Source organism: Nocardioides sp. dk884 (assembly GCF_009557055.1).
Classification (GTDB): Bacteria; Actinomycetota; Actinomycetes; order Propionibacteriales; family Nocardioidaceae; genus Nocardioides.
On sequence record NZ_CP045649.1, the window covers coordinates 1,044,987 to 1,064,220 of the forward strand.

The 19,234-nt window shown below is 72.3% G+C and carries 17 protein-coding genes; 10 read left to right on the forward strand and 7 right to left on the reverse strand.

Annotation, left to right across the window (positions count from 1 at the left end; genetic code table 11):
* Nucleotide 1: 1 nt before the first annotated feature.
* A complete protein-coding gene (locus GFH29_RS05125) occupies nt 2-934 on the reverse strand; it encodes a VOC family protein (RefSeq protein ID WP_153322342.1) in 933 nt (310 codons plus the stop codon).
* A gap of 213 nt (nt 935-1,147) precedes the next feature.
* Here GFH29_RS05125 and GFH29_RS05130 point away from each other — a divergent pair, with 213 nt between their 5' ends.
* The 7 genes from GFH29_RS05130 to GFH29_RS05160 all read left to right on the forward strand — a co-directional run bounded on the left by GFH29_RS05130 (nt 1,148) and on the right by GFH29_RS05160 (nt 8,255).
* On the forward strand, nt 1,148-2,116 hold the full coding sequence (locus GFH29_RS05130) for an ABC transporter permease (protein WP_153322343.1): 969 nt from the start codon (nt 1,148-1,150) through the stop codon (nt 2,114-2,116).
* Nucleotides 2,113-2,997: an ABC transporter permease gene (locus GFH29_RS05135; protein WP_194289030.1), complete on the forward strand. Its 885-nt coding sequence runs from the start codon at nt 2,113-2,115 to the stop codon at nt 2,995-2,997. Before GFH29_RS05130 ends, GFH29_RS05135 begins: the two co-directional genes overlap by 4 nt.
* Nucleotides 2,998-3,097: 100 nt before the next feature.
* On the forward strand, nt 3,098-4,675 hold the full coding sequence (locus GFH29_RS05140; RefSeq protein WP_153322344.1) for an ABC transporter substrate-binding protein: 1,578 nt from the start codon (nt 3,098-3,100) through the stop codon (nt 4,673-4,675).
* 14 nt (nt 4,676-4,689) lie between these two features.
* Nucleotides 4,690-5,691 (forward strand): ABC transporter ATP-binding protein, encoded by a 1,002-nt coding sequence (locus GFH29_RS05145; RefSeq protein ID WP_228387776.1) that lies wholly within the window; start codon nt 4,690-4,692, stop codon nt 5,689-5,691.
* A complete protein-coding gene (locus GFH29_RS05150) occupies nt 5,688-6,722 on the forward strand; it encodes an oligopeptide/dipeptide ABC transporter ATP-binding protein (protein WP_153322346.1) in 1,035 nt (344 codons plus the stop codon). Before GFH29_RS05145 ends, GFH29_RS05150 begins: the two co-directional genes overlap by 4 nt.
* On the forward strand, nt 6,719-7,171 hold the full coding sequence (locus GFH29_RS05155; protein ID WP_153322347.1) for a DUF3598 family protein: 453 nt from the start codon (nt 6,719-6,721) through the stop codon (nt 7,169-7,171). The genes GFH29_RS05150 and GFH29_RS05155 overlap by 4 nt, the downstream gene beginning before the upstream one ends.
* 70 nt (nt 7,172-7,241) lie before the next feature.
* Nucleotides 7,242-8,255 (forward strand): nitrilase-related carbon-nitrogen hydrolase, encoded by a 1,014-nt coding sequence (locus tag GFH29_RS05160; RefSeq protein WP_153322348.1) that lies wholly within the window; start codon nt 7,242-7,244, stop codon nt 8,253-8,255.
* 52 nt (nt 8,256-8,307) lie between these two features.
* Here the strand turns inward: GFH29_RS05160 and GFH29_RS05165 are convergent, their stop codons facing one another.
* On the reverse strand, nt 8,308-9,150 hold the full coding sequence (locus GFH29_RS05165) for a FadR/GntR family transcriptional regulator (protein ID WP_153322349.1): 843 nt from the start codon (nt 9,148-9,150) through the stop codon (nt 8,308-8,310).
* 85 nt (nt 9,151-9,235) lie between these two features.
* Between GFH29_RS05165 and GFH29_RS05170 the strand changes: the two genes are divergently transcribed.
* Together GFH29_RS05170 and GFH29_RS05175 are read left to right on the forward strand one after the other, a co-directional pair.
* Nucleotides 9,236-10,036 (forward strand): IclR family transcriptional regulator, encoded by an 801-nt coding sequence (locus tag GFH29_RS05170; RefSeq protein WP_153322350.1) that lies wholly within the window; start codon nt 9,236-9,238, stop codon nt 10,034-10,036.
* A gap of 73 nt (nt 10,037-10,109) precedes the next feature.
* Entirely contained in the window at nt 10,110-11,768 is a 1,659-nt protein-coding gene (locus GFH29_RS05175; RefSeq protein WP_153322351.1) for an alpha/beta fold hydrolase, read from the forward strand.
* 69 nt (nt 11,769-11,837) lie between these two features.
* Here the strand turns inward: GFH29_RS05175 and GFH29_RS05180 are convergent, their stop codons facing one another.
* The 5 genes from GFH29_RS05180 to GFH29_RS05200 all read right to left on the reverse strand — a co-directional run bounded on the left by GFH29_RS05180 (nt 11,838) and on the right by GFH29_RS05200 (nt 17,955).
* Nucleotides 11,838-13,304: a dihydroorotase gene (locus tag GFH29_RS05180; RefSeq protein ID WP_153322352.1), complete on the reverse strand. Its 1,467-nt coding sequence runs from the start codon at nt 13,302-13,304 to the stop codon at nt 11,838-11,840.
* Nucleotides 13,301-14,788, reverse strand: coding sequence for an MmgE/PrpD family protein (locus GFH29_RS05185; RefSeq protein ID WP_153322353.1), 1,488 nt, complete (start codon nt 14,786-14,788; stop codon nt 13,301-13,303). Before GFH29_RS05185 ends, GFH29_RS05180 begins: the two co-directional genes overlap by 4 nt.
* A complete protein-coding gene (locus GFH29_RS05190) occupies nt 14,785-15,615 on the reverse strand; it encodes a cyclase family protein (protein WP_153322354.1) in 831 nt (276 codons plus the stop codon). The genes GFH29_RS05185 and GFH29_RS05190 overlap by 4 nt, the downstream gene beginning before the upstream one ends.
* Before the next feature lie 50 nt (nt 15,616-15,665).
* Complete coding sequence (locus GFH29_RS05195) at nt 15,666-16,862, reverse strand: CaiB/BaiF CoA transferase family protein (RefSeq protein WP_153322355.1); 1,197 nt, start codon at nt 16,860-16,862, stop codon at nt 15,666-15,668.
* A 133-nt stretch (nt 16,863-16,995) separates the two neighbouring features.
* Complete coding sequence (locus tag GFH29_RS05200; RefSeq protein ID WP_153322356.1) at nt 16,996-17,955, reverse strand: hydroxymethylglutaryl-CoA lyase; 960 nt, start codon at nt 17,953-17,955, stop codon at nt 16,996-16,998.
* Nucleotides 17,956-18,018: 63 nt separating this feature from the next.
* Between GFH29_RS05200 and GFH29_RS05205 the strand changes: the two genes are divergently transcribed.
* Entirely contained in the window at nt 18,019-19,233 is a 1,215-nt protein-coding gene (locus tag GFH29_RS05205) for a CaiB/BaiF CoA transferase family protein (protein ID WP_153322357.1), read from the forward strand.
* The last annotated feature ends 1 nt before the right edge of the window (nt 19,234 follow it).

The following is a 19,234-nucleotide window of genomic DNA, read 5'->3' on the forward strand; positions in this document are numbered from 1 at the left end:
GTCAGCGACGCTCGTAGAGCTCGAGGCGCTCGCCGTCGGGGCCGAAGTAGGCGCGGGCCGCCACCGGGCCGAGGCCGGGCAGGTGGAGCTCCACGCGCTCGCCGGCCGCCTCGGCGCCGATCGCCTGGAGCAGCAGCTCGGCGGCCGAGAGGTCGTCGGTCTCGAACGACGCGGTGAGGATGCCGAGCGCGGGCGGGACCGCGCGGTCGCGCTGGGAGCGGCCCGGGAACCCGACGTACTGGGCGATCTCGAGGCGCCCGAGGTCGGGTGCCTGCGGGTTCATCATGTTGATGTTGTGCAGCCCGGTGCCCTCCGGAAGGCCGAAGAAGGCCTCCATCTCGTGCAGCACCTTGTCATAGAGCGGCCGCATCCCGAGCGCGGCGTAGAACTGCGCCGAGCGCCGCGCGTCGCTGCTGTGGATCGCCACCGTCTGCAGGGCCGAGGGGCGCCCGTCGTAGTCGGCCAGCAACGACCCGGGCGCGGGCTCGAGCTCGAAGACGTCGAGCAGGACCCGGTCGGGGTCGTAGGACAGCGAGTCCCAGGCCGACAGGTCGGGGGTCACGGTCCAGTGGGTCGGGCCGGACTTCGCGCTGCCGCCGTTGGTGCGTACGGCGTGCACCGCCGCCTGGATCTCCGGGACCCGGACGTTGAGCGCGTAGTGGCCGTAGTCCTGCATGGCCGAGTAGTCGCCCCAGTAGAGCTCCCCGGGGCGGTCGAACTGGACCAGGCGCAGCAGGCCGCTGGTGGCCCCCTCCGGGCCGAGCAGCACGGTGTCCGCGCTCATGTCGGCCGGCAGGCCCCACAGATGGCCGAGGGCCTCTCCGGACAGGCGTCCCGCGCCGAGCTCGACGTAGTCGAAGCTCTCGGCGTAGAAGCGCCGGGAGCGCTCGAGGTCGCTGACGCCCACGGTGGCCACGCGGATCTCACTGATCATCTGGTCATTCCTCGTTCCACCTATCGAAACACTGTTTCGGCAGTCTCGTGGTCGCGAGGAGTGGATGTCAAGGGTTGCGAACGCCCGGCGCATCGGGCGCTCGATCTCCTTAAGTAGGACTTTATTCCTGCACTCGGGGCGCAGCCCTAGCGTGAGTGAAACCACGTTACGAAGAGCGGAACGTGCGATCGATCACGGACGGAGGGCGCGCTGATGCTGTCCTACCTGCTGCGGCGCCTGGGCGGAGTGGTCGTCGTGCTGCTGCTCGTCTTGACCATGGTGTTCCTGATGCTGCACGCCACCCCCGGCGGCCCCGAGACGGCGTACCTCGGCAGCAACCCCACGCCCGAGAAGCGGGACGCCGTGATGGCCCAGCTCGGCCTGGACCGGCCGCTGTGGCTGCAGTACCTCACCTTCGTGGGCAGCGTCCTCACCCTCGACCTGGGCCAGTCGCTGACGACCGGCACCCCGGTCACCGAGCTGCTCGGCGACCGGATGCTGGTGACCCTGGAGCTCGGCCTGGTCTCCTTCGTGGTCTGGACGGCGGTCGGCATGCTCGCCGGCGCTCTCGCCGCGGCCCGCCGCGGCCGGCTCCTCGACGGGGTCGTCCGGGTCGGCAGCGTCGTCGCCCTCTCGATCCCCAGCTTCTGGCTCGGCCTCGTGCTCGTCATGGTCTTCGGCCTCTACCTCCCCGGGGTGCTGCCCAGCTCGGGCTGGGTGCCGTTCACCGAGGACCCGGTGGAGAACCTGCGCTCGCTGGTGCTGCCGGCCTTCACCCTCGGCATCGGCGCCGCGGCGGTGATCGCCCGCACGCTGCGGACCTCGATGATCGAGGCGCTGGACGCCGACCACGTCGCCTTCGGGCGGGCCCTCGGGCTGCCCGAGCGGACGATCCTGTCCCGGCTCGCGCTGCGCAACGCGGTCATCCCGACGCTCACCGTGCTGGGCATGATGCTCGGCACCTTCATCGGTGGCGCGGTCCTCGTCGAGAACGTCTTCAACGTGCCGGGGGTCGGGCAGCTCGTCGTGACCTCCTTCCTCGCCCACGACTACCCCGTGGCGATCGCCGCGACGGTCTGGACGGCGGGCACCTTCCTGGTCACCACGCTCGTGGTCGACCTCTTGTACTTCGCGATCAACCCGCGTATCCGTGCCCAGTTCGTCGGAGGTGGTTCCCGGTGAGTGCCCCCGCTCTGACGGTCAGTGCCAGGCGCCGCCCGAGGCTCCCGCGCCTGTCGGCCCTGGGCTGGATCGGGCTGGTCCTGGTGCTGGCGTTCTGCGCGCTCGCGCTCCTCGGCCCGCTGTTCTCGCTCCCGCCCGACGAGCGCACCGGCGGTGCCCTCGAGGCGCCGAGCGCGGCGCACTGGTTCGGCACCGACGACCTCGGCCGCGACCTGTTCGCCCGCACCGCGGTCGGCGCGCGCCTCTCGCTGCTGGTCGCGCTGGGCAGCGTCGTCGCGGGCCTGGTCGTGGCCGTGCCCATCGGGCTGCTCGCCGGCTACCTCGGCGGCACCTGGGTCGACGACGTGCTGATGCGGGTCATGGAGGCGCTCCAGGCGCTGCCGATCTTCGTGCTGGCGCTGTTCGTGGTCGGCATGATCGGGACCGGGCCCACCGACCTCGGCCCGGTGACCCTCTCCGCCGGCGTCAAGGTCATCCTGCTGCTCGCGCTCTCCTTCCTCCCGTTCTTCGCCCGCGTCACCCGGGCCGCGACCCTCGTCGAGGTCCAGGAGGAGTACGTCGCCGCGCTGCGGGTCGTCGGCGTCTCCCGGCGCCGGATCATGCTCGGCGAGCTGCTGCCCAACGTGCTGCCGCCGGTGCTCGTGCAGGGCTTCTTGTGGGTCGGGGTCGCGGTCTTCGCCGAGAGCGCCCTCTCCTTCCTCGGGCTCGGGGTCCAGCCGCCGCAGGCCAGCCTCGGCAACCTGCTCTCGGATGCGACCAGCGCACTGATGATCGGAGGCTGGTGGCTCTCGGTGGTCCCCGGCCTGGCGATCCTGCTCGTCACGATCGGCATCAACCTCCTCGGCGACGAGGTCGACCGCCATCTCGGCGGCCGGCACTGACGACCGGTCCCACCACGGCCGCGCCCGGGCGCGGTCCCGCTTCGCGTCGCGGACGCCCGTCCTCACCGACCGCACCACCACCTCTTTTTCAGGAGCTCGCATGAAGACCGATTCCTTCGCCATGTCGCGCCGCGGCCTGCTCGGCACCCTGGGCGTCATCACCGCCGGCGTCGCCCTCGCCGGGTGCGGTGACGACTCGAGCACGAACCGCTCCGGCGGCGCCGGCGGCAAGCCCGTCGCCGGGGGTGCGCTGGTGCTCGGCCTTCCCGCGCTCTCGGACTACCTCAACCCGCTGGTCGCGACCACCAACGCCCTGGCCTGGGTCACCGACCCGGTCGTGGAGACGCTCTACACCTACGACGACCAGATGCGCTCGATCCCGCTGCTCGCGGCCGGGGAGCCGACCGTCTCCGAGGACGGGCTCACCTGGACCATCGAGGTGGCCAAGGGCGTGACCTTCTCCAACGGCGAGCCGCTCACCGCCGAGGACGTCGCCGCCGTGATCAACCACGTCTCCGACCCCGCGGCGTACACCGACTGGACCAGCTACTTCGCCTACTTCGTGTCGGGCGCCAAGGCCAAGGGCCCGCGCACCGTCGTGATCTCCCTGGCGATGCCGTACGGCGTGCTGCGCTCGCACCTGAGCAACCTGCCGATCATCCACCGCGACTCGCTGAAGAAGAACGACACCACGATCGGCACGGGCCCCTACGTGATCGACAAGGTCACCCAGGGCCAGTCGGTGCTGCTGCGCCGCAACGAGAGCTACCACGGCACCGCGGGCGGCCCCGACACCCTGGAGTACCGCGCGATCCCGGATGCCGGCACCCGGCTGGTCAACCTGCGCGAGGGCAAGATCCACGTGATGACCGACGTGCCGGCGAGCAACGTCGCCACCTTGGAGAAGGACGACTCCCTCGCCGTCGAGGTCGTCGACGCCCCGATCTCGATCCTCACCTTCTTCAACGCGACCAAGGCGCCCTTCGACGACGTCCGGGTCCGCCAGGCCCTCGCCCACGCCATGGACCGCGAGGGCGTCGCCGAGCTGGTGTACGCCGGCACCGCGGTGCCCGCGCAGGGGCCGGCGGGCCCGGCCCTCGAGGCGCACGACCCGGACCTCGAGATCTACTCCACGACCCCCGACGTGGAGCGGGCCAAGGAGCTGCTCGCCGAGGCGGGCCTCGAGGACGGCGTGGAGTTCACGCTCACCATCAGCAGCTCCTCGGAGTCCACGGTCAAGATGGCCGAGGTCCTGGCGCAGGGCTGGGCGAAGGCCGGCATCACCTGCCGTCTGGAGACCACCGACGCCGGCACCTGGATCACCCGGTGGATGGAGGGCGACTACGAGCTCTCGATGACCACCTACATCACCGGCGTCAGCGCCGGGGCCAGCGCGTTCCCGCTGTTCACCTCCTACGCCTCGAGCAACACGATGAACTTCGGCTACTCCAACAAGGAGGCCGACGCGCTGATGACCCAGGCGTGGGCGACCACCGACGACGCCGAGCGCGCCGAGCTGACCCGCCAGGTGGACAAGATCCTCGCCGAGGACGCGGTCGCGGTGCCCCCGGTCTACCCGCGGATGATCGTGGCCCAGCGCCGCGACGTCACCGGCCTCGACGCCGGCCAGCTCGCCGTGGGCCGACTGGACGCCGCCAACCTGCGGCGCCTGGCCTGAGGATGGCAGCCGTCGTGAGGGACCGCGGGGAGCCGCGGTCCGCCGGGGAGGCCGGGGACTCCGCAGCGACGCCGGTGCTGCGCGTCGAGGGGCTCGACGTGACCTACCGGACCGGCCGGGGCACGCTGCCGGCCGTCCGGGACGTCTCCTTCGAGGTCCACCGCGGTGAGGTGTTCGGGCTGGTGGGGGAGTCGGGCTCGGGCAAGAGCACGCTGCTCAGCGCCCTGATGCGGCTGCTGCCGCGGGGCACCGAGCTCTCGGCCGGTCGCCTCGAGCTGGACGGCCGCGAGCTGCTCGGCATGTCCGAGAGCCGGTTGCGCGGTCTGCGCGGGACCGACATCGGGCTGGTGCCGCAACGACCGATGACCTCGCTCTCGCCGGTCACCCCGGTGCGGGCCCAGCTGCGTCGCCTGACCGGCGGGCAGGTGGACGACGCCCGGCTGCACGAGCTGCTCACCAGCGTCGGCCTCGGCGGGCTGCGCGAGCGGCTCGGGGACTACCCGTTTCAGTTCTCCGGCGGCCAGCTGCAGCGGATGCTGATCGCGATCGCCGTGCTCGCCCGCGAGCCGCGGCTGGTCCTGGCCGACGAGCCGACCACGACCCTCGACGCCACCGTGCAGGCGCAGGTGCTGCGGCTCCTGATCGACCTGCGCGAGCGGCTGGGCAACACGGTCGTGCTGGTCACCCACGACCTCAACGTGGTCGCCCAGGTCTGCGACCGGGTGGGCGTGATGTACGGCGGCCGGCTGGTCGAGGTCGCGCCGACGCTCGAGCTCTTTCAGGACCCGCAGCACCCCTACACCCAGGCGCTGCTCGCGGCTATGCCGAGCAAGCACGCGCCGGGGGAGCGGCTGCGCCCGATCCCGGGCACGGTCAGCGGCGCCCAGCGGCTGGCGGGGTGCCCCTTCGCCCCGCGCTGCCCGCGCGCCGACGCGCAGTGCCGCGAGATCGACCCCGCGCCGCGGGAGGTCGCCTCCGCCACGGTCCGCTGCCACCACCCCGGGAGTGCCGCATGAGCGCCGTCGTCGAGCCCCTCGTCTCGGTCGAGGGCCTGGTCAAGCACTACCCCGTGCGGGGCCCGCGGCGCTCGCGCGGCGCCCCCGAACGGGTCGTGCACGCCGTCGATGGCATCGACCTGCGGATCGCCCCGGGCGAGTCGGTCGCGCTGATCGGGGAGTCCGGCTGCGGGAAGTCGACGGTCGCGAAGGTGCTGGTCGGGCTGGTCCCGGCGACGCAGGGCGTGGTCCGGGTCGCCGGGCACGACGTCGTACCGGTGACGGTGAAGGACACCGAGGCGCGCCGTCGCGTGCAGCTGGTCTCGCAGAACCCGTGGTCGGCGCTGAACCGGGCCCGCACCGTGCGCCACATCCTGGCCCAGCCGGTCCTCCTGCACGGCCGGGCGAGTGGCAAGGAGGCGGTGGAGCGGCGAGTCACCGAGCTGCTGGGCCTCGTGGGGCTCCCGGTCGAGTACCTCGACCGGCGTCCGCGCGACCTGAGCGGCGGCGAGCTGCAACGGGTCACCGTGGCCCGGGCGCTCGCGACCGAGCCGGCGCTGCTGGTGCTCGACGAGCCGACCGCCAGCCTGGACGTCAGCGTCAAGGCGACGCTGGTCAACCTGCTGGCCGACCTGCGCGCCGAGCTCGGGCTGACCTACCTGCTGATCACCCACGAGCTCGACGTGGCCCGCCACCTGGTGGACCGGGTCGCGGTGATGTACCTCGGCGAGGTCGTCGAGACCGGCACCGCCGAGCAGATCTTCACCGCACCGGAGCACCCCTACACCCGCGCGCTGCTGGCCGCCTCGCCGGCCGAGCTCGTGATCGGCCAGCTGCACGGCGACGGCCTGGTGGGCGAGGTGCCCTCGGCGATCGACGTGCCGTCGGGCTGCCGGTTCCACACCCGCTGCCCGTTCGCCACCGCGACGTGCGCCACCGAGCACCCCCTCCTTCGCAGCCGGCCCGGCGAGCGCGCCGTGGCCTGCCTGCGCATCGACGAGCTCGTCGACGAACCCGTCGCGAGCACCCCCACCGGAAGGACACCGCAATGAACCCCTGGGACCAGGACTTCCCGATCCTCAGCAAGCACATGGGCGAGTGGGAGGGCGAGTACGTCCACCTCGACCCCGAGGGCAACGAGATCGACCGGCACGCCTCGCACCTGAAGATGTGGGTGCCCGAGGACGGCTCGTGCGACATCAAGCAGATCAACACCTACACCTGGCCCGACGGCCGGGTCGAGGCCGTGGAGTTCCCGGGCATCCTCAAGGGTCGCGACGTGCACTTCGAGACCGACCGGATCAGCGGCCACATGCACCAGGCCGACGAGCTGAACATCCTGCTGACCTGGACCTACAAGGAGCTGCTCAAGAAGGGCAACTACCTCTACGAGCTGATCCAGCTCAGCCGCGACGGCCAGCAGAAGGTGCGCACCTGGCACTGGATGGAGGACGACCGGCTGGTCAAGCGGACGGTCATCCGCGAGCACAAGATCGCCTGATCCGCCCGCGGCGGGCCGACGCCACGCGTCGGCCCGCCGACCCCCTCCGAGCCGAGAACGAGAGCGAGCCATGCACGCAGACACGAACCCGGGGCGCTATCCGGTGGCCCCGCTGGCGCAGGACGCCTGGACCCTCGGGGTGGCGCAGTCCCGCATCCACCCCGCGGCGGACCGGGCCGACATGGAGGACAACCTCCAGCACATGCTCCACCTCATCGACAACGCCTTCCACTACGGCCCCGGCCCGGACCTGCTGCTCTTCCACGAGTTCCCGATCAGCGGCTGGGACACCTGGACCCGCGAGGAGGCGCTCGAGCGCTGCATCACCCTCGACGGTCCCGAGGTCGCCGCGATCGCGGCGAAGGCGCGCCAGTACGGCTCCTACCTCGCCTTCGGCGCCTACGTGAAGGACCCCGACTGGCCCGGGCACGTGCTGAGCCTGACCAACCTGATCGCCCCGGACGGCGAGCTGGTCGCCAGCCACTGGAAGGCGCGCAACGTGCGCGGGCTCTTCCCCGGCTTCGAGCTCTTCACGACCGCGATCTACGACGTCCTCGACGAGTACGTCGAGCGCTACGGCGCCGACGCGGTGCTGCCGATCGCCCAGACGCCGCTGGGCAACATCACGCTCTCCTCGACCCAGCTCGAGCCCGAGCTGATGCGCGCGCTCGCGATCAAGGGCGCCGAGGTCATCCTGCGCACCGCCAGCGGCAGCTTCACCGAGACCGACATCGCCGCCACCGCGCTGTACAACCGGGTCTACGTGGCGGTCGCCAACAACGCGCTGCTGCTGCGCAAGGGTCCCTACTTCGAGGACACCGGGGCCGGCGGCTCGGCCATCTACGGGCCCGACGGCAAGGTGATCGTCCGGGCCGAGGGCAAGCACGAGGCACTGATCCAGGCCCGGATCCCGATCGCGGAGTTCCGCGCGCGGCACCTGCAGCCCGACATCCACTGGGACCTCTACCGCGAGGTCTTCGACGGCTACGTGAGCCGGTTCCCGCCGAACCTGTTCGCCGCCGAGCAGCCCCCGACCCTGGCCGACACCGCGTCGTACGTCGCGGGCCGGAGCCGGTGGACCTGAGCCGGTGGACCTGACGCCCGGCCCGCCCGGCGGCGCCCCCACGGGGCGCCGCTCAGCGGGCGGTCGGAGCGCTGCGGGCGATGACCCGGTCGTGGGCGTTGAGGAAGAGCGCGAGGGTGAGGTCCATCAGCTCCCCGCACACCCGCTCGGCGCCCGCGACGTCGCCGGCCTGCACCAGGTCGACCAGTCGGCCGTGGCGGGCGGCGGTGTCGGAGGAGAAGTGCTGGTAGCGCTGGAAGTCCGGGACCCGCAGGCAGGCGTGCACGGTGCCCGCGAGGCGCGCGAGCATGTCGTTGCCCGAGCCGAGGTAGAGCAGCCGGTGGAAGGCCGTGTCGGCCTCGATCATCAGGCGCGGGTCCGCGGCGCGCGTCGCGCGGTCGATGCGGACCACCGCGTCGGCGAGCGACTCGAGCACCACGGGGTCGGCGTGGGTGGCGGTGAGCCCGGCGGCCAGCGGCTCGAGGCGCTCGCGCAGCTGCAGGGACTCCCGCAGCTGCACGAACCGGCTCGAGCCGGACGCGCGCCAGCGGATCACCTGCTCGTCCAGGAGCGCCCAGCTGCTCGGGTCGGTCACCGTCGTACCGGTGCGCTGGCGGGCCTGGACCATGCCCTTCGCGGCCAGCGTGCGCAGGCACTCGCGCACCAGCGACCGCGACACCCCCAGCTCGGTGGCGATCCGGTCGGGGTCGATCACCCCGGTGACCTCCCCGGCGGCGATCTGGCTGCCGAGGCGCTCCACGATCCGTCCGTGCATGCTCGCCAGCTCCGCGGGCTCCGGCGGGACCGGCGGATAGGAGAAGCGCGGAGTCGTGGCCGCCGCGGCCCCCGAGGCGGGGCGGCGGCCCGGCCGGCTGGCGGCGCCGGGCGAGGACAGGGCGTGCGAGTGGTCCGCCACGGTCGGTCCCTTTCGATAGGAGGGCAACGCAGTGATCGCACCATATAGGAATACTGTTTCGGAGATTGGAACGAAAGATGACGCGATGATTCCCGCGCGACCGGTCGCCCCCGGCGCCACGATCGCGACGGTGGAGCGCGCCGCCGACATGCTGCTGCACCTCGCCCGCGAGCCCCGCGCCGACCACGGCGTCACCGAGGTCGCCGAGGCGATGGGGCTGTCCAAGTCCGCGGTCCACCGGGTGCTGACCTCGCTGCGGCGCGGCGGGCTCGTCGAGCTCGACGAGCGCACCCGCCGCTACTCCCTCGGCGTCGGTGCGCTGCGTCTCGGGCTGAGCTACCTCGACCGCATCGACGTGCGGCGCCTGGCCCGCCCGGTCCTGGAGGACCTTGCCGAGCGCACCGGTGAGACCGCGACGCTGTCGGTCCTGCTCGGCGAGCGCGACCGGATCTACGTCGACCAGGTCACGCCCGAGCGCGAGGTGATCATGTCGGTCTCGCTGGGGGAGCCCTACCCGCTGCACGCCGGCGCCTCGTCGCGGGTGTTCCTCGCCTTCCTGCCCGACGCCCAGCGCGAGCGCTATCTCGCCGGCGGCCCGCTGGCCTCGGTGCGGGCGGCGACCATCGTCGACGACGTGGGCCTGCGCGAGGACCTGCTCCGGGTGCGCGCCCAGGGGTGGGCCCGGTCTGCGGGGGAGCGCCAGGACGGTGCCGCCTCGGTGGCCGCGCCGGTGCTGCGTCATGACGGCTCGCCGGCAGCGGTGATCAGCGTGTGCGGCCCGGCCTCGCGGTTCGCCGCCGAGCTCGACCACTGCCGCGAGCTGCTGCTGGAGGCCACCCGGTCGCTTTCGGCCGGGTTGGGGTGGATGACGCAGCTCCCTCACTGAGCCCTTGTGCGGCGCCCGCCCGACGAGGACAATAGTTCCACTAAGCGAAACAGTGTTTCACGAGGAGGAATCAGTGATCGAGCGTCACTACGTCAGTCTCCCGGGCGGCCAGCTGCACTACCGGCGTGCCGGAGCGGGGGCGCCGCTCATCGTGCTGCACTCCTCGCCGATGTCGTCGGCCTGCATGACACCGTGGATCGAGCGGCTCGCGGCGCACTTCACCGTCTATGCCCTCGACACCGCAGGCTACGGCCAGTCCGACCCGCTGCCCTACGGCGGCGCCGACCCCGAGATCGCCGACTACGGGCGCCGGGTGCTGGAGTTCGCCGACGCGGTCGGGCTGGAGCGCTTCGTGCTCGCCGGCACCCACACCGGCTCCAAGATCGCCCTGTCGGCCGCGGTCCTGGCGCCCGAGCGGGTCGCGCAGCTGGTGATGGACGGCCTCGGCCTCTACACGGTCGAGGAGATGGCCGAGCAGCTCGCGCACTACACCCCGCCGGTCGAGCCGGTCTGGCACGGCGCCCACCTCACCGAGGCCTGGCACCGGATGCGCAACATGTGGACCTTCTGGCCCTGGTACCGCCAGGAGGCCGGGCGTCGCCTCGATGAGTCCATGCCCGCGCTGGCCGACCTGCACCAGATGACCTTCGACATGCTGCGCGCGCGCCCGGACTGGGGCCTGGCCTACCGCGCGGCGTTCCGCTACGACGCCCGCGCCGCGCTGCAGGACCTGCGGGTGCCCGCGGTGCTGCTGGCCAAGCACGCGGACCCGCTGCACGAGCACCTCGACCGGCTGCGGGTCGAGGCCCCGACCATGGAGGTCCGCAGTGTCGACAACGCCACCCACCTCGAGGACCTCGTCGCCGCGTTCGACCGCGGGCTCGGCCTGCCCGACGCCCCGCCCGCGCCGCCGGTCACCCACCTCGGAGGTACGACGCGGACCTACGTGCGCACCGAGCACGGGGTCATCCACGTGCGGATCGACGGCGACCCGGGCGCCCCTCCGCTGCTGGTCGTCCACGGCTCACCGGGCTCGGCGGACAGCTTCGAGGGCCTGATCGGCGAGCTGGCACGGGACCACCTGGTGGTCTCGCCCGACACCCTCGGCAACGGCTACTCCTCCGCGCACCGCGGCGAGGACCCCCGCATCGATCAGTTCGCCGCCGCCGACGCCGCGGTCCTCGACGCGCTGGGCCTCGCCGGCGTCACGGCGTACGGCAGCCACACGGGGGCGTGCATCGCGCTCGAGCTGGCCTGCCAGCGTCCGGACCTGGTGGCCGGGGTGGTCGCCGACGGACTGCCGGTGCTCGGCGAGGAGGAGCGCGCCGACCTGCTGGAGAGCTACTTCATCTCGATGGAGCCCGAGCGGCACGGGGAGCACCTGCTGCGCGCCTGGCACACGATCCGCGACGTGCAGCTGTTCTGGCCCTGGTATCGCCAGACGGCGGCGACCGCGCGCCCCACGGCGCCCTCGGACCCCGCGCACCTGCACCGCCTGGTGCTGGAGTTCCTCAAGAGCGGCCCGACCTACCGGCACTCCTACCGCGCGGCGTTCCTCTTCGAGTCCCGCGAGCGGCTGGCGGCGGTCTCGGTGCCCACGCTGGTGTGCGCGGCGCCCGAGGACATGCTGCGCCGGGGCAGCGAGGAGGTCAGCGGCGAGGGCCATGTGCGCTTCGTGGAGCTGGACCACGCCGCGGGGCGCGACGCCGCGTGGGCGGTGCGACAGGGCTGAGGCCCCGTACGGCAAACGCCCGCCGCTCCCGGAAGGGAGCGGCGGGCGTCGCTGTGCTGCGGGCCGCGGTCAGGCGGTCGGGCGGGCCAGGTAGCGCCCGGGCGTCTCGTCGGTGACGACGCCCTCGGTCATGATCTGCTGGCCGCGCAGGAAGGTGTCGGTGACCTTCGCGGTCAGGTCGGCGCCCTCGAACGGCGTGTACTCCTGGCTGGAGACCGAGTCCTCGGCGCGCACCGTCCAGGCGTGGTCGATGTCGACCAGGGCGAGGTCGGCGTCCTTGCCGACGGCAATGGCGCCCTTGGTGGCACCCAGGCCGTAGCGCTGCGCGGGGTTGGTCGCGGTGAGCTCGGCGATCCGGCCGAACGCCAGACCCCGCTTGCGGCCCTCGGAGACCATGCCGGCGAGGAGGTACTCCGCGCCGCCGAAGCCCGACTTCGCCACGAAGACGTCGTCCTTGGGCTCGCCGAACTTGAGCTCCTGCTTGCAGCAGGCGTGGTCGGAGACGACCCAGTCGATCTTGCCGTCGAGCAGGTAGTCCCACAGCGCCTCGACGTCCTCACGCGGACGCAGCGGCGGGTTGACCTTGCCGCCGACGCCGTGCGCGGTGTCGCAGTCGGCGAGCAGGTGGCCCACGGTGACCTCGCGGCGGAAGTCGATGTGCGGGAACGCCGCGGCCATCGTCAGCGCCGCCTCGACCGCCTTGCGGCTGGTGAGGTGGAGCAGGTTGATGGTGGGCAGGTTGGTCTCGTGCGCCAGGTAGGAGGCGATCGTGACCGCGAGGCCCTCGGAGTGCGGGGGACGCGAGGCGGAGTACGCCGGGAGCCCGGTGAGGGTGCCGTCCTCCTCGACCATCTTGGTGTAGGCGGCCATGATCTCGGCGGTCTCGCAGTGCAGCGAGAGCGAGATCTGGTCGGCGATCTCCGGGTTCTCCTCGCGGGCCTTCTGCACGCCGCGCATCACGAACTCGAAGTGGGCGTAGTCGTAGCGCTCGCCCTCCGGGGTCATCAGGAACTGCGACTGGTCGCTGCTGCGCCCGTGCAGGCCGTACGAGCCGTAGAACATGAACACCTTGAACGAGGTCACGCCGTGGTCCTTGACCAGGGCCGGGATCTCGGCGATCTGCGACTTGCTCATCGGCGCGAGGTGGTAGGTGTAGTCGATGGTCGCGTTGCCCTCGGTCAGGGCGAGCACCTCGGGGAAGAAGTCGGCGTAGTCGCCGGACTTGTTGAGGTAGTACTGGCCGGTGCGCATGTAGGACAGCGAGGTCGTCACGCCGCCCTGGGCCGAGGCGCGCGACTCGGTGCGCACGTCCTCGGGCAGCGGGTTGTAGATGCCCCAGTGCTGGTGGGCGTCCACGACGCCGGGGAAGGCCACCTTGCCGCCGGCGTCGACGACCCGGGCCGCGGAGCCGGCCGGGATGCCGGCCTCGATCCGGGCGAACTTGCCGTCCTTGACGGCGATGTCGACGGTCTGGGGCTCGTCGTGGCCGGGCAGGACGGCCTTGACGTTGGTGAGGAGGACGTCGTACTCGGTCACTCGGATTCTCCTTGCTCGGTGAACGTGGACAGCGGCGTGAGGACGGACACCAGGTCGGTGGCCGTGTGGAGCGAGAGCACCGAAGAGCTGACGGACTCGGCGACCTCGGGAGCCAGCCGGCCGGCGACGTTGTCGCTGAACTTGCGGGCCAGCTCGGCGTCCGAGAGGGGGTTGGCCGGACCGCCGCGGTTGGCCAGCACCTCCTCGACCAGGACCTCACCCGACGTGGTGGTCACGGTGACCACGGCCGGGAACTGGAAGGGGTAGATCTCGTTGCACCGCTCGTCGGCCACCACGTCGACCTTCGCCATCAGCTCCCGGCGGGCCGGGTCCTGGGCGAGGGCGTCGGTGTAGTCGTCGAGCCCGGTGCCGAGGCCGCCGCCGCCGAAGAGCCCCGCGGCGAACGCGTAGGGCCCGGAGAACTGGGCCTGGTAGCCGGTGGCCGGGGTCCGCTTGACCTCGATCGGCTCGCCGATGGTGCGCACGGTCGAGCCCGCGACGCCGACGACGACCGAGACGACGTCCTCGGGGCGCAGCCCGCGCTCGCGGAAGGCCCGACCGGCGTCGACGGTCGTGTGGGTGAAGTGGTTGGCCGGGTAGGGCTTGAAGAAGATGCCCGGCACCGACCACTCGGTGCCCAGCCCCGCGGTGATCGCCTCGGGGAAGAACTGGCCGTGCAGCCAGGCCTGGAAGAACCCGAAGCGGCCCTCGAGGACGGTCGGGGGACCGGTGAAGCCGCGGCGCACCAGCTGGGCCGCGGTGACGCCGGCCTGGGCGGCGTAGCCGCAGTGCAGGCGCTTGACGGTGCCGCCGGTGCGGTTGGCCTCGATGATGCCGGAGGCCAGCGAGGCGGTGATGCCGAGCGCGTCGGCGACGCCGGCCTCGTCGAGCCCGTAGGCGATCGCCGCGGCGACCGCGGAGCCCATCGCGCCGGTGATCGAGGTGGCGTGCTGGCCGTGCTCGAAGAAGACCGAGTTGCCCAGCTCGGCGTCGTACCCGGCCATGCCGAGGCGGACCGCGACCTCGAGGCCGACGGCGATCGCCCGCACGGTCAGCTCGCCGCTGGCGCCGGCGTGCTCGGCGGCGGCCAGCGCGGCCGGGACCACCGAGGCGGACGGGTGCAGCACCGAGGGCAGGTGGGTGTCGTCGTAGTCCAGGGAGTGCGCGAGCACGCCGTTGGCGAACGCGGCCTGGATCGCGCTCACCCGGGTCGGCTCGCCGACGACCGTCGCCTGCGGGTGACCGCCCTGGTCGAGCACGTGGCCGATGGCCGCGGCGCTGGTCGGGAGACGGTGGGCCGCCACGCAGAGACCGAGCACGTCGAGGGTGCGCTGGCCGACTGAGGCCACGACGTCGGCCGGTACGCCGTTCTTCGCGGCGTCCACGGCGAAGGCCGCGAGCTGCTGGGCCAGCGTCGGGCCGCCGGACTCCTCGCCGGTCGGGTTGCCGGCCGGGCGGGCGTGCGGGGCGGGGGCGTAGCTCATGCGCCGACCACGGCCAGCGGGCGCACCGGGGAGCCGGTGGCGCCGAAGAACTTCAGCGGCGAGAGCACGAAGAGGAACTCGTGCACCCCGGCGGCGGCGAGCGCCTCCAGGTCCATCGCCTCGATGATGTAGATGCCGGACTCGACCAGCAGCACCCGGTGGGCGGGCAGCAGGCCGTGGCCGGCGCCGGGCTTCAGCTGCTCGTAGGCGATGGTGTCGGCGCCGGTGGCGTGGATGCCGTGCCCGGCGAGGAACGCCGCGCCGGCCTCGGAGACGCCGGGCACGCCGGTGGACAGGCCGCGGTAGAGGTCGCCGTCGCCGTTGTCGAAGTGCTGGCCCCAGCCGGAGCGGACCAGCACGACGTCGCCCTCGCGGATCTCGGTGCCCTGGGCGGCGAGGGTGGCCTCGAGGTCGGCGACGGTGATCTCCTGGCCGGGCTCGAGGCGGTCCACGCCGAGGGTGCCGGGCACGTCGAGCAGGACGCCGCGGCGCACCATCGGCTTGATGGTGTGCGCGCCGTGCTCGAGGAAGCGGCCACCGACCTGCGCGGCCTCGGCGTCGAGGTCGCCGTGCAGCTTGCCGTCCTGGGAGACGTGGCTCAGCGCGTCGATGTGGGTGCCGACGTGGGTGCCCATCGAGATCATGTCGTTGGCCGCCGAGCCGCCGTCCGAGCGCACCATGTCGCCGTGGCGGCGCGGCAGCGCGTGCCAGTACGCCGGGTGGTTGGGCGACTGCGGCATGCCGACGGTGAGCGTGCGGCCCAGGTCGAAGATCTCCAGGCCGGCAGCGGCGGCGTCCAGGAGGCGTGCGGTGGTGGAGTCGGTCATCTGTCCTCGGATTCGGTGCGTGCAGGTGCGGGCGTGGGCCAGTGCGGATGTCAGCGGATGACGGAGCGGCTGCGCAGGTCGGCGAGGTCCTCGGTGCTCAGGCCGAGCTCGCCGAGCACGACGTCGGTGTCCTCGCCGTGCTCGCGACCGGTGAACCGGATCGAGCCGGGCGTCTCCGACATCCGCCACATCACGTTGTGCTGGAGCAGGGGACCGAAGTCGCGGTCCTCGACCTCGGTGAGCATCCCGGTCTCGCGGATGTGCGGGTCCTCGACGATCTCCTTGGCGGAGTAGATCGGGGCGATCGCGGCGCCGGCCTCGGTGAAGGCGTCGACGACCTCGTCGCGGGTGCGGGCACCGATCCAGGAGCCGACGTACTCGTCGAGCTCGTCGGCGTGCTGCGCGCGGGTGTTGCCCGCCGCGAACCACGGCTCCTCGATGACCTCGGGGTGGCCGACGAGGCGCAGGACCCGCTCGGCGATGGCCTGGGCGCTGGTGGAGATCGCCACCCAGTGGCCGTCGGAGGTCTCGTAGGTGTTGCGCGGGGCGTTGTTGGTGGAGCGGTTGCCGTGCCGGGTGCCGATGGCCCCGGTCTGCTGGTAGACCGTGGGGCCGGGACCGACAGCCGTCATGATCGGCGAGAGCAGGTCGAGGTCGATGACCTGGCCGCGGCCGCCGTTGCGCTCCCGGGCGAGCAGCGCCATCGAGACGGCCGAGGAGGCCGCGATGCCGGCGATGGAGTCCGCCAGGCCGAACGCAGGCAGGGTCGGGGGGCCGTCGGCCTGGCCGGTGAGGTGCGCGAAGCCGCTCATCGACTCCGCGAGGGTGCCGAAGCCCGCGCGCGAGGCGTAGGGGCCGGTCTGGCCGAAGCCGGTGATCCGGACGATGACCAGGCCGGGGTTGACCTCGTGCAGCTGCTCGGGGCCGACGCCCCAGCGCTCCAGGGTGCCGGGGCGGAAGTTCTCGACGACGACGTCGGCGGTGGCGGCCAGCCGGAGGAAGAGCGCCGCGCCGTCGGGCTCCTTGAGGCTCAGCCCCACGGTGCGCTTGTTGCGCGAGATCTCCTTCCACCAGATCGGCGTGCCGTCCTTCGCGGGGCCGTGGCCACGCATGCCGTCGACCTTCGCGGGATGTTCGATCTTGACGACGTCGGCGCCGTAGTCCCCGAGGATCTGGCAGGCGAGCGGGCCCGCGAGGATCGTCGACGCGTCGATCACCGTGTAGCCGGTGAGCGGTCCTGCGGTCATTGACTTCCCTCCGTGGTGTTCCGCCTTGCGAAACTCTATTCCAGAACCCGCAATATAGGGCGGATCGCCCGCCGAGCGCCAGTACGCCGTCGGTGCGGTCTGTGCGGGTGGGTCGAGCGGCCCCGACCGTCGCTCAGAGGATCGGTGCGCCGAACCCGCCGGCGCGCCCGAGCATCGCGGGGGCCTGGGGCAGGCCCAGCTGCTCGGCGATCCAGGTGCCGGTCTCGGCGACCAGGGCCGCGTCGAGCGGGACGCTGGTGGGGATCGCGGACTGCTGCAGCAGGTAGAGCAGGTCCTCGGTGGCGATGTTGCCGGTCGCGCCCGGGGCGAAGGGGCACCCGCCGATCCCTCCGGTCGAGGCGTCGAGCACGCTCACGCCGGCCTCGATCGCGGCCAGCGCGTTGGCGTAGCCGGTGTTGCGGGTGTTGTGGAAGTGCGCACGCAGGGGCACGTCGGCGCCCAGGTCGCGCAGTCCGCCGACGATCGCGGTGACCTGACGCGGCACGCCCACGCCGATGGTGTCGGCGATCGCGAGCTCGTCGGGTCCGGCGTCCAGGCAGCCCTTGGCCACCTCGAGCACGCGCGCCACCGATACGGGGCCGTCGAAGGGGCAGCCGAAGGCCGCCGCGATGATGACGCTGGCCCGCACGCCGGCGTCGCGGGCGGCGGCGGCCATGTCGTGCCACGCGGCGATCTGGGCGGCGGTGTCGGCGCCCTGGTTGCGCAGCGCGAGGCCGTCGGAGGCGACGACCACCGCGGTGATCTCGGTGCAGCCGGCGGCCACGGCGCGGTCCAGGCCGCGGCGGTTGAGCACCAGTCCGATCGACTGCAGGCGCGCGTCGTCACGCACCGCTGCCAGCACGTCCTCGGCGTCGGCCATCTGGGGCACCCGGTCGGGGCGGGCGAACGCGGTGACCTCGATGCGGCGCAGTCCGGCGTCGAGGGAACGGCGGATAAGCTCGGCCTTGATCTCGGTGGGCAGTACCCGCTTCTCGTTCTGCAGCCCGTCGCGTGGGGAGACCTCGACGATCTCGACCGGTGCTGCGGGCGGTGCGGCGGGGGTGCTGCCAGGGGCGGTCGGGTGCGTCGTCACGGTGTGTCCCAGTCCTCGGGGTCTCGGGTGCGGGCCGATGATATCGGATATACGATCAGTGCCATGACCAGTTCCGAGACCGTAACCGGCCCGCTGCACGGAGTGCGCGTCCTGGAGGCCGGCCAGCTCCTCGCCGGACCCTTCGCGGGCACCCTCATGGGCGACCTCGGCGCCGACGTGATCAAGGTCGAGCCCCCGGGCATCGGCGACTCGATGCGCCAGTGGGGGCGGGCGACCGCCGCCGAGGGCAAGTCGCTGTGGTGGCCGGTGGTCGGGCGCAACAAGCGCTCGGTGACCCTCGACCTGCGCCAGGCCGAGGGTCAGGAGATCTTCCTCAAGCTCGTCGAGCAGGCCGACATCGTGGTGGAGAACTTCCGCGTCGGCACCTTCGAGAAGTGGAACCTGGGCTACGAGCAGCTCAAGGCCGTCAACCCCAAGATCATCTTCGTGCGGGTCAGCGGCTACGGCCAGACCGGGCCCTACGCCAAGCGCGCGGGCTACGGCTCGATCGGCGAGGCGATGGGCGGGCTGCGCTACATCGTCGGCGACCCCGACCGTCAGCCCTCGCGCACCGGCATCTCGATCGGTGACTCCCTGGCCGCGATGCACGCCACCATCGGCGCGCTCGCCGCGCTGCGCCACCGCGACGTCACCGGCGAGGGCCAGGTCGTGGACTCCGCGATCTATGAGGCCGTGCTCGCCATGATGGAGAGCCTGGTGACCGAGTGGGACGCCGCGGGCTACCAGCGCGAGCGCACCGGCGCGATCCTGCCCAACGTCGCGCCCAGCAACGTCTATCCCACCGCCGACGACAGCATGGTGCTGATCGCGGCCAACCAGGACAGCGTCTGGGGTCGTCTCGCGGAGGCCATGGGCCGCCCCGAGCTGGCCAAGGAGGGGCAGTACGCCACCCACACCGGCCGCGGCGAGCGCCAGGCCGAGCTCGATGACCTGATCTCGGAGTGGACCCGCACGGTCGACTCCGAGGACCTGCTCGCGCTCATGCACGAGAACGGCATCCCCGCGGGTCGCATCTTCAAGGCCGAGGACATGCTCACCGACCCGCACTTCGAGGCCCGTGAGGCCATCGTGCGGGTGCCGGACGAGTCCTTCGGCAGCCTGGCCATGCAGAACGTCGTGCCCAAGCTCTCCGCCACGCCCGGGTCGATCCGCTGGACCGGTCCCGAGCTCGGCCAGCACAACGGCGACGTGTACGGCGACCTGCTCGGCCTCTCCGAGGACGAGCGCGCCGCGCTCCTCGAGCGCGGCGTGATCTGAA

Coding starts and splice junctions, on each gene's coding strand:
- GFH29_RS05140 (WP_153322344.1), top strand. CDS start 3,098: ATGAAGACCGATTCCTTCGCCATGTCGCGCCGCGGCCTGCTCGGCACC.
- GFH29_RS05125 (WP_153322342.1), bottom strand. CDS start 934: ATGATCAGTGAGATCCGCGTGGCCACCGTGGGCGTCAGCGACCTCGAG.
- GFH29_RS05160 (WP_153322348.1), top strand. CDS start 7,242: ATGCACGCAGACACGAACCCGGGGCGCTATCCGGTGGCCCCGCTGGCG.
- GFH29_RS05190 (WP_153322354.1), bottom strand. CDS start 15,615: ATGACCGACTCCACCACCGCACGCCTCCTGGACGCCGCCGCTGCCGGC.
- GFH29_RS05205 (WP_153322357.1), top strand. CDS start 18,019: ATGACCAGTTCCGAGACCGTAACCGGCCCGCTGCACGGAGTGCGCGTC.
- GFH29_RS05130 (WP_153322343.1), top strand. CDS start 1,148: ATGCTGTCCTACCTGCTGCGGCGCCTGGGCGGAGTGGTCGTCGTGCTG.
- GFH29_RS05150 (WP_153322346.1), top strand. CDS start 5,688: ATGAGCGCCGTCGTCGAGCCCCTCGTCTCGGTCGAGGGCCTGGTCAAG.
- GFH29_RS05195 (WP_153322355.1), bottom strand. CDS start 16,862: ATGACCGCAGGACCGCTCACCGGCTACACGGTGATCGACGCGTCGACG.
- GFH29_RS05170 (WP_153322350.1), top strand. CDS start 9,236: ATGATTCCCGCGCGACCGGTCGCCCCCGGCGCCACGATCGCGACGGTG.
- GFH29_RS05185 (WP_153322353.1), bottom strand. CDS start 14,788: ATGAGCTACGCCCCCGCCCCGCACGCCCGCCCGGCCGGCAACCCGACC.
- GFH29_RS05155 (WP_153322347.1), top strand. CDS start 6,719: ATGAACCCCTGGGACCAGGACTTCCCGATCCTCAGCAAGCACATGGGC.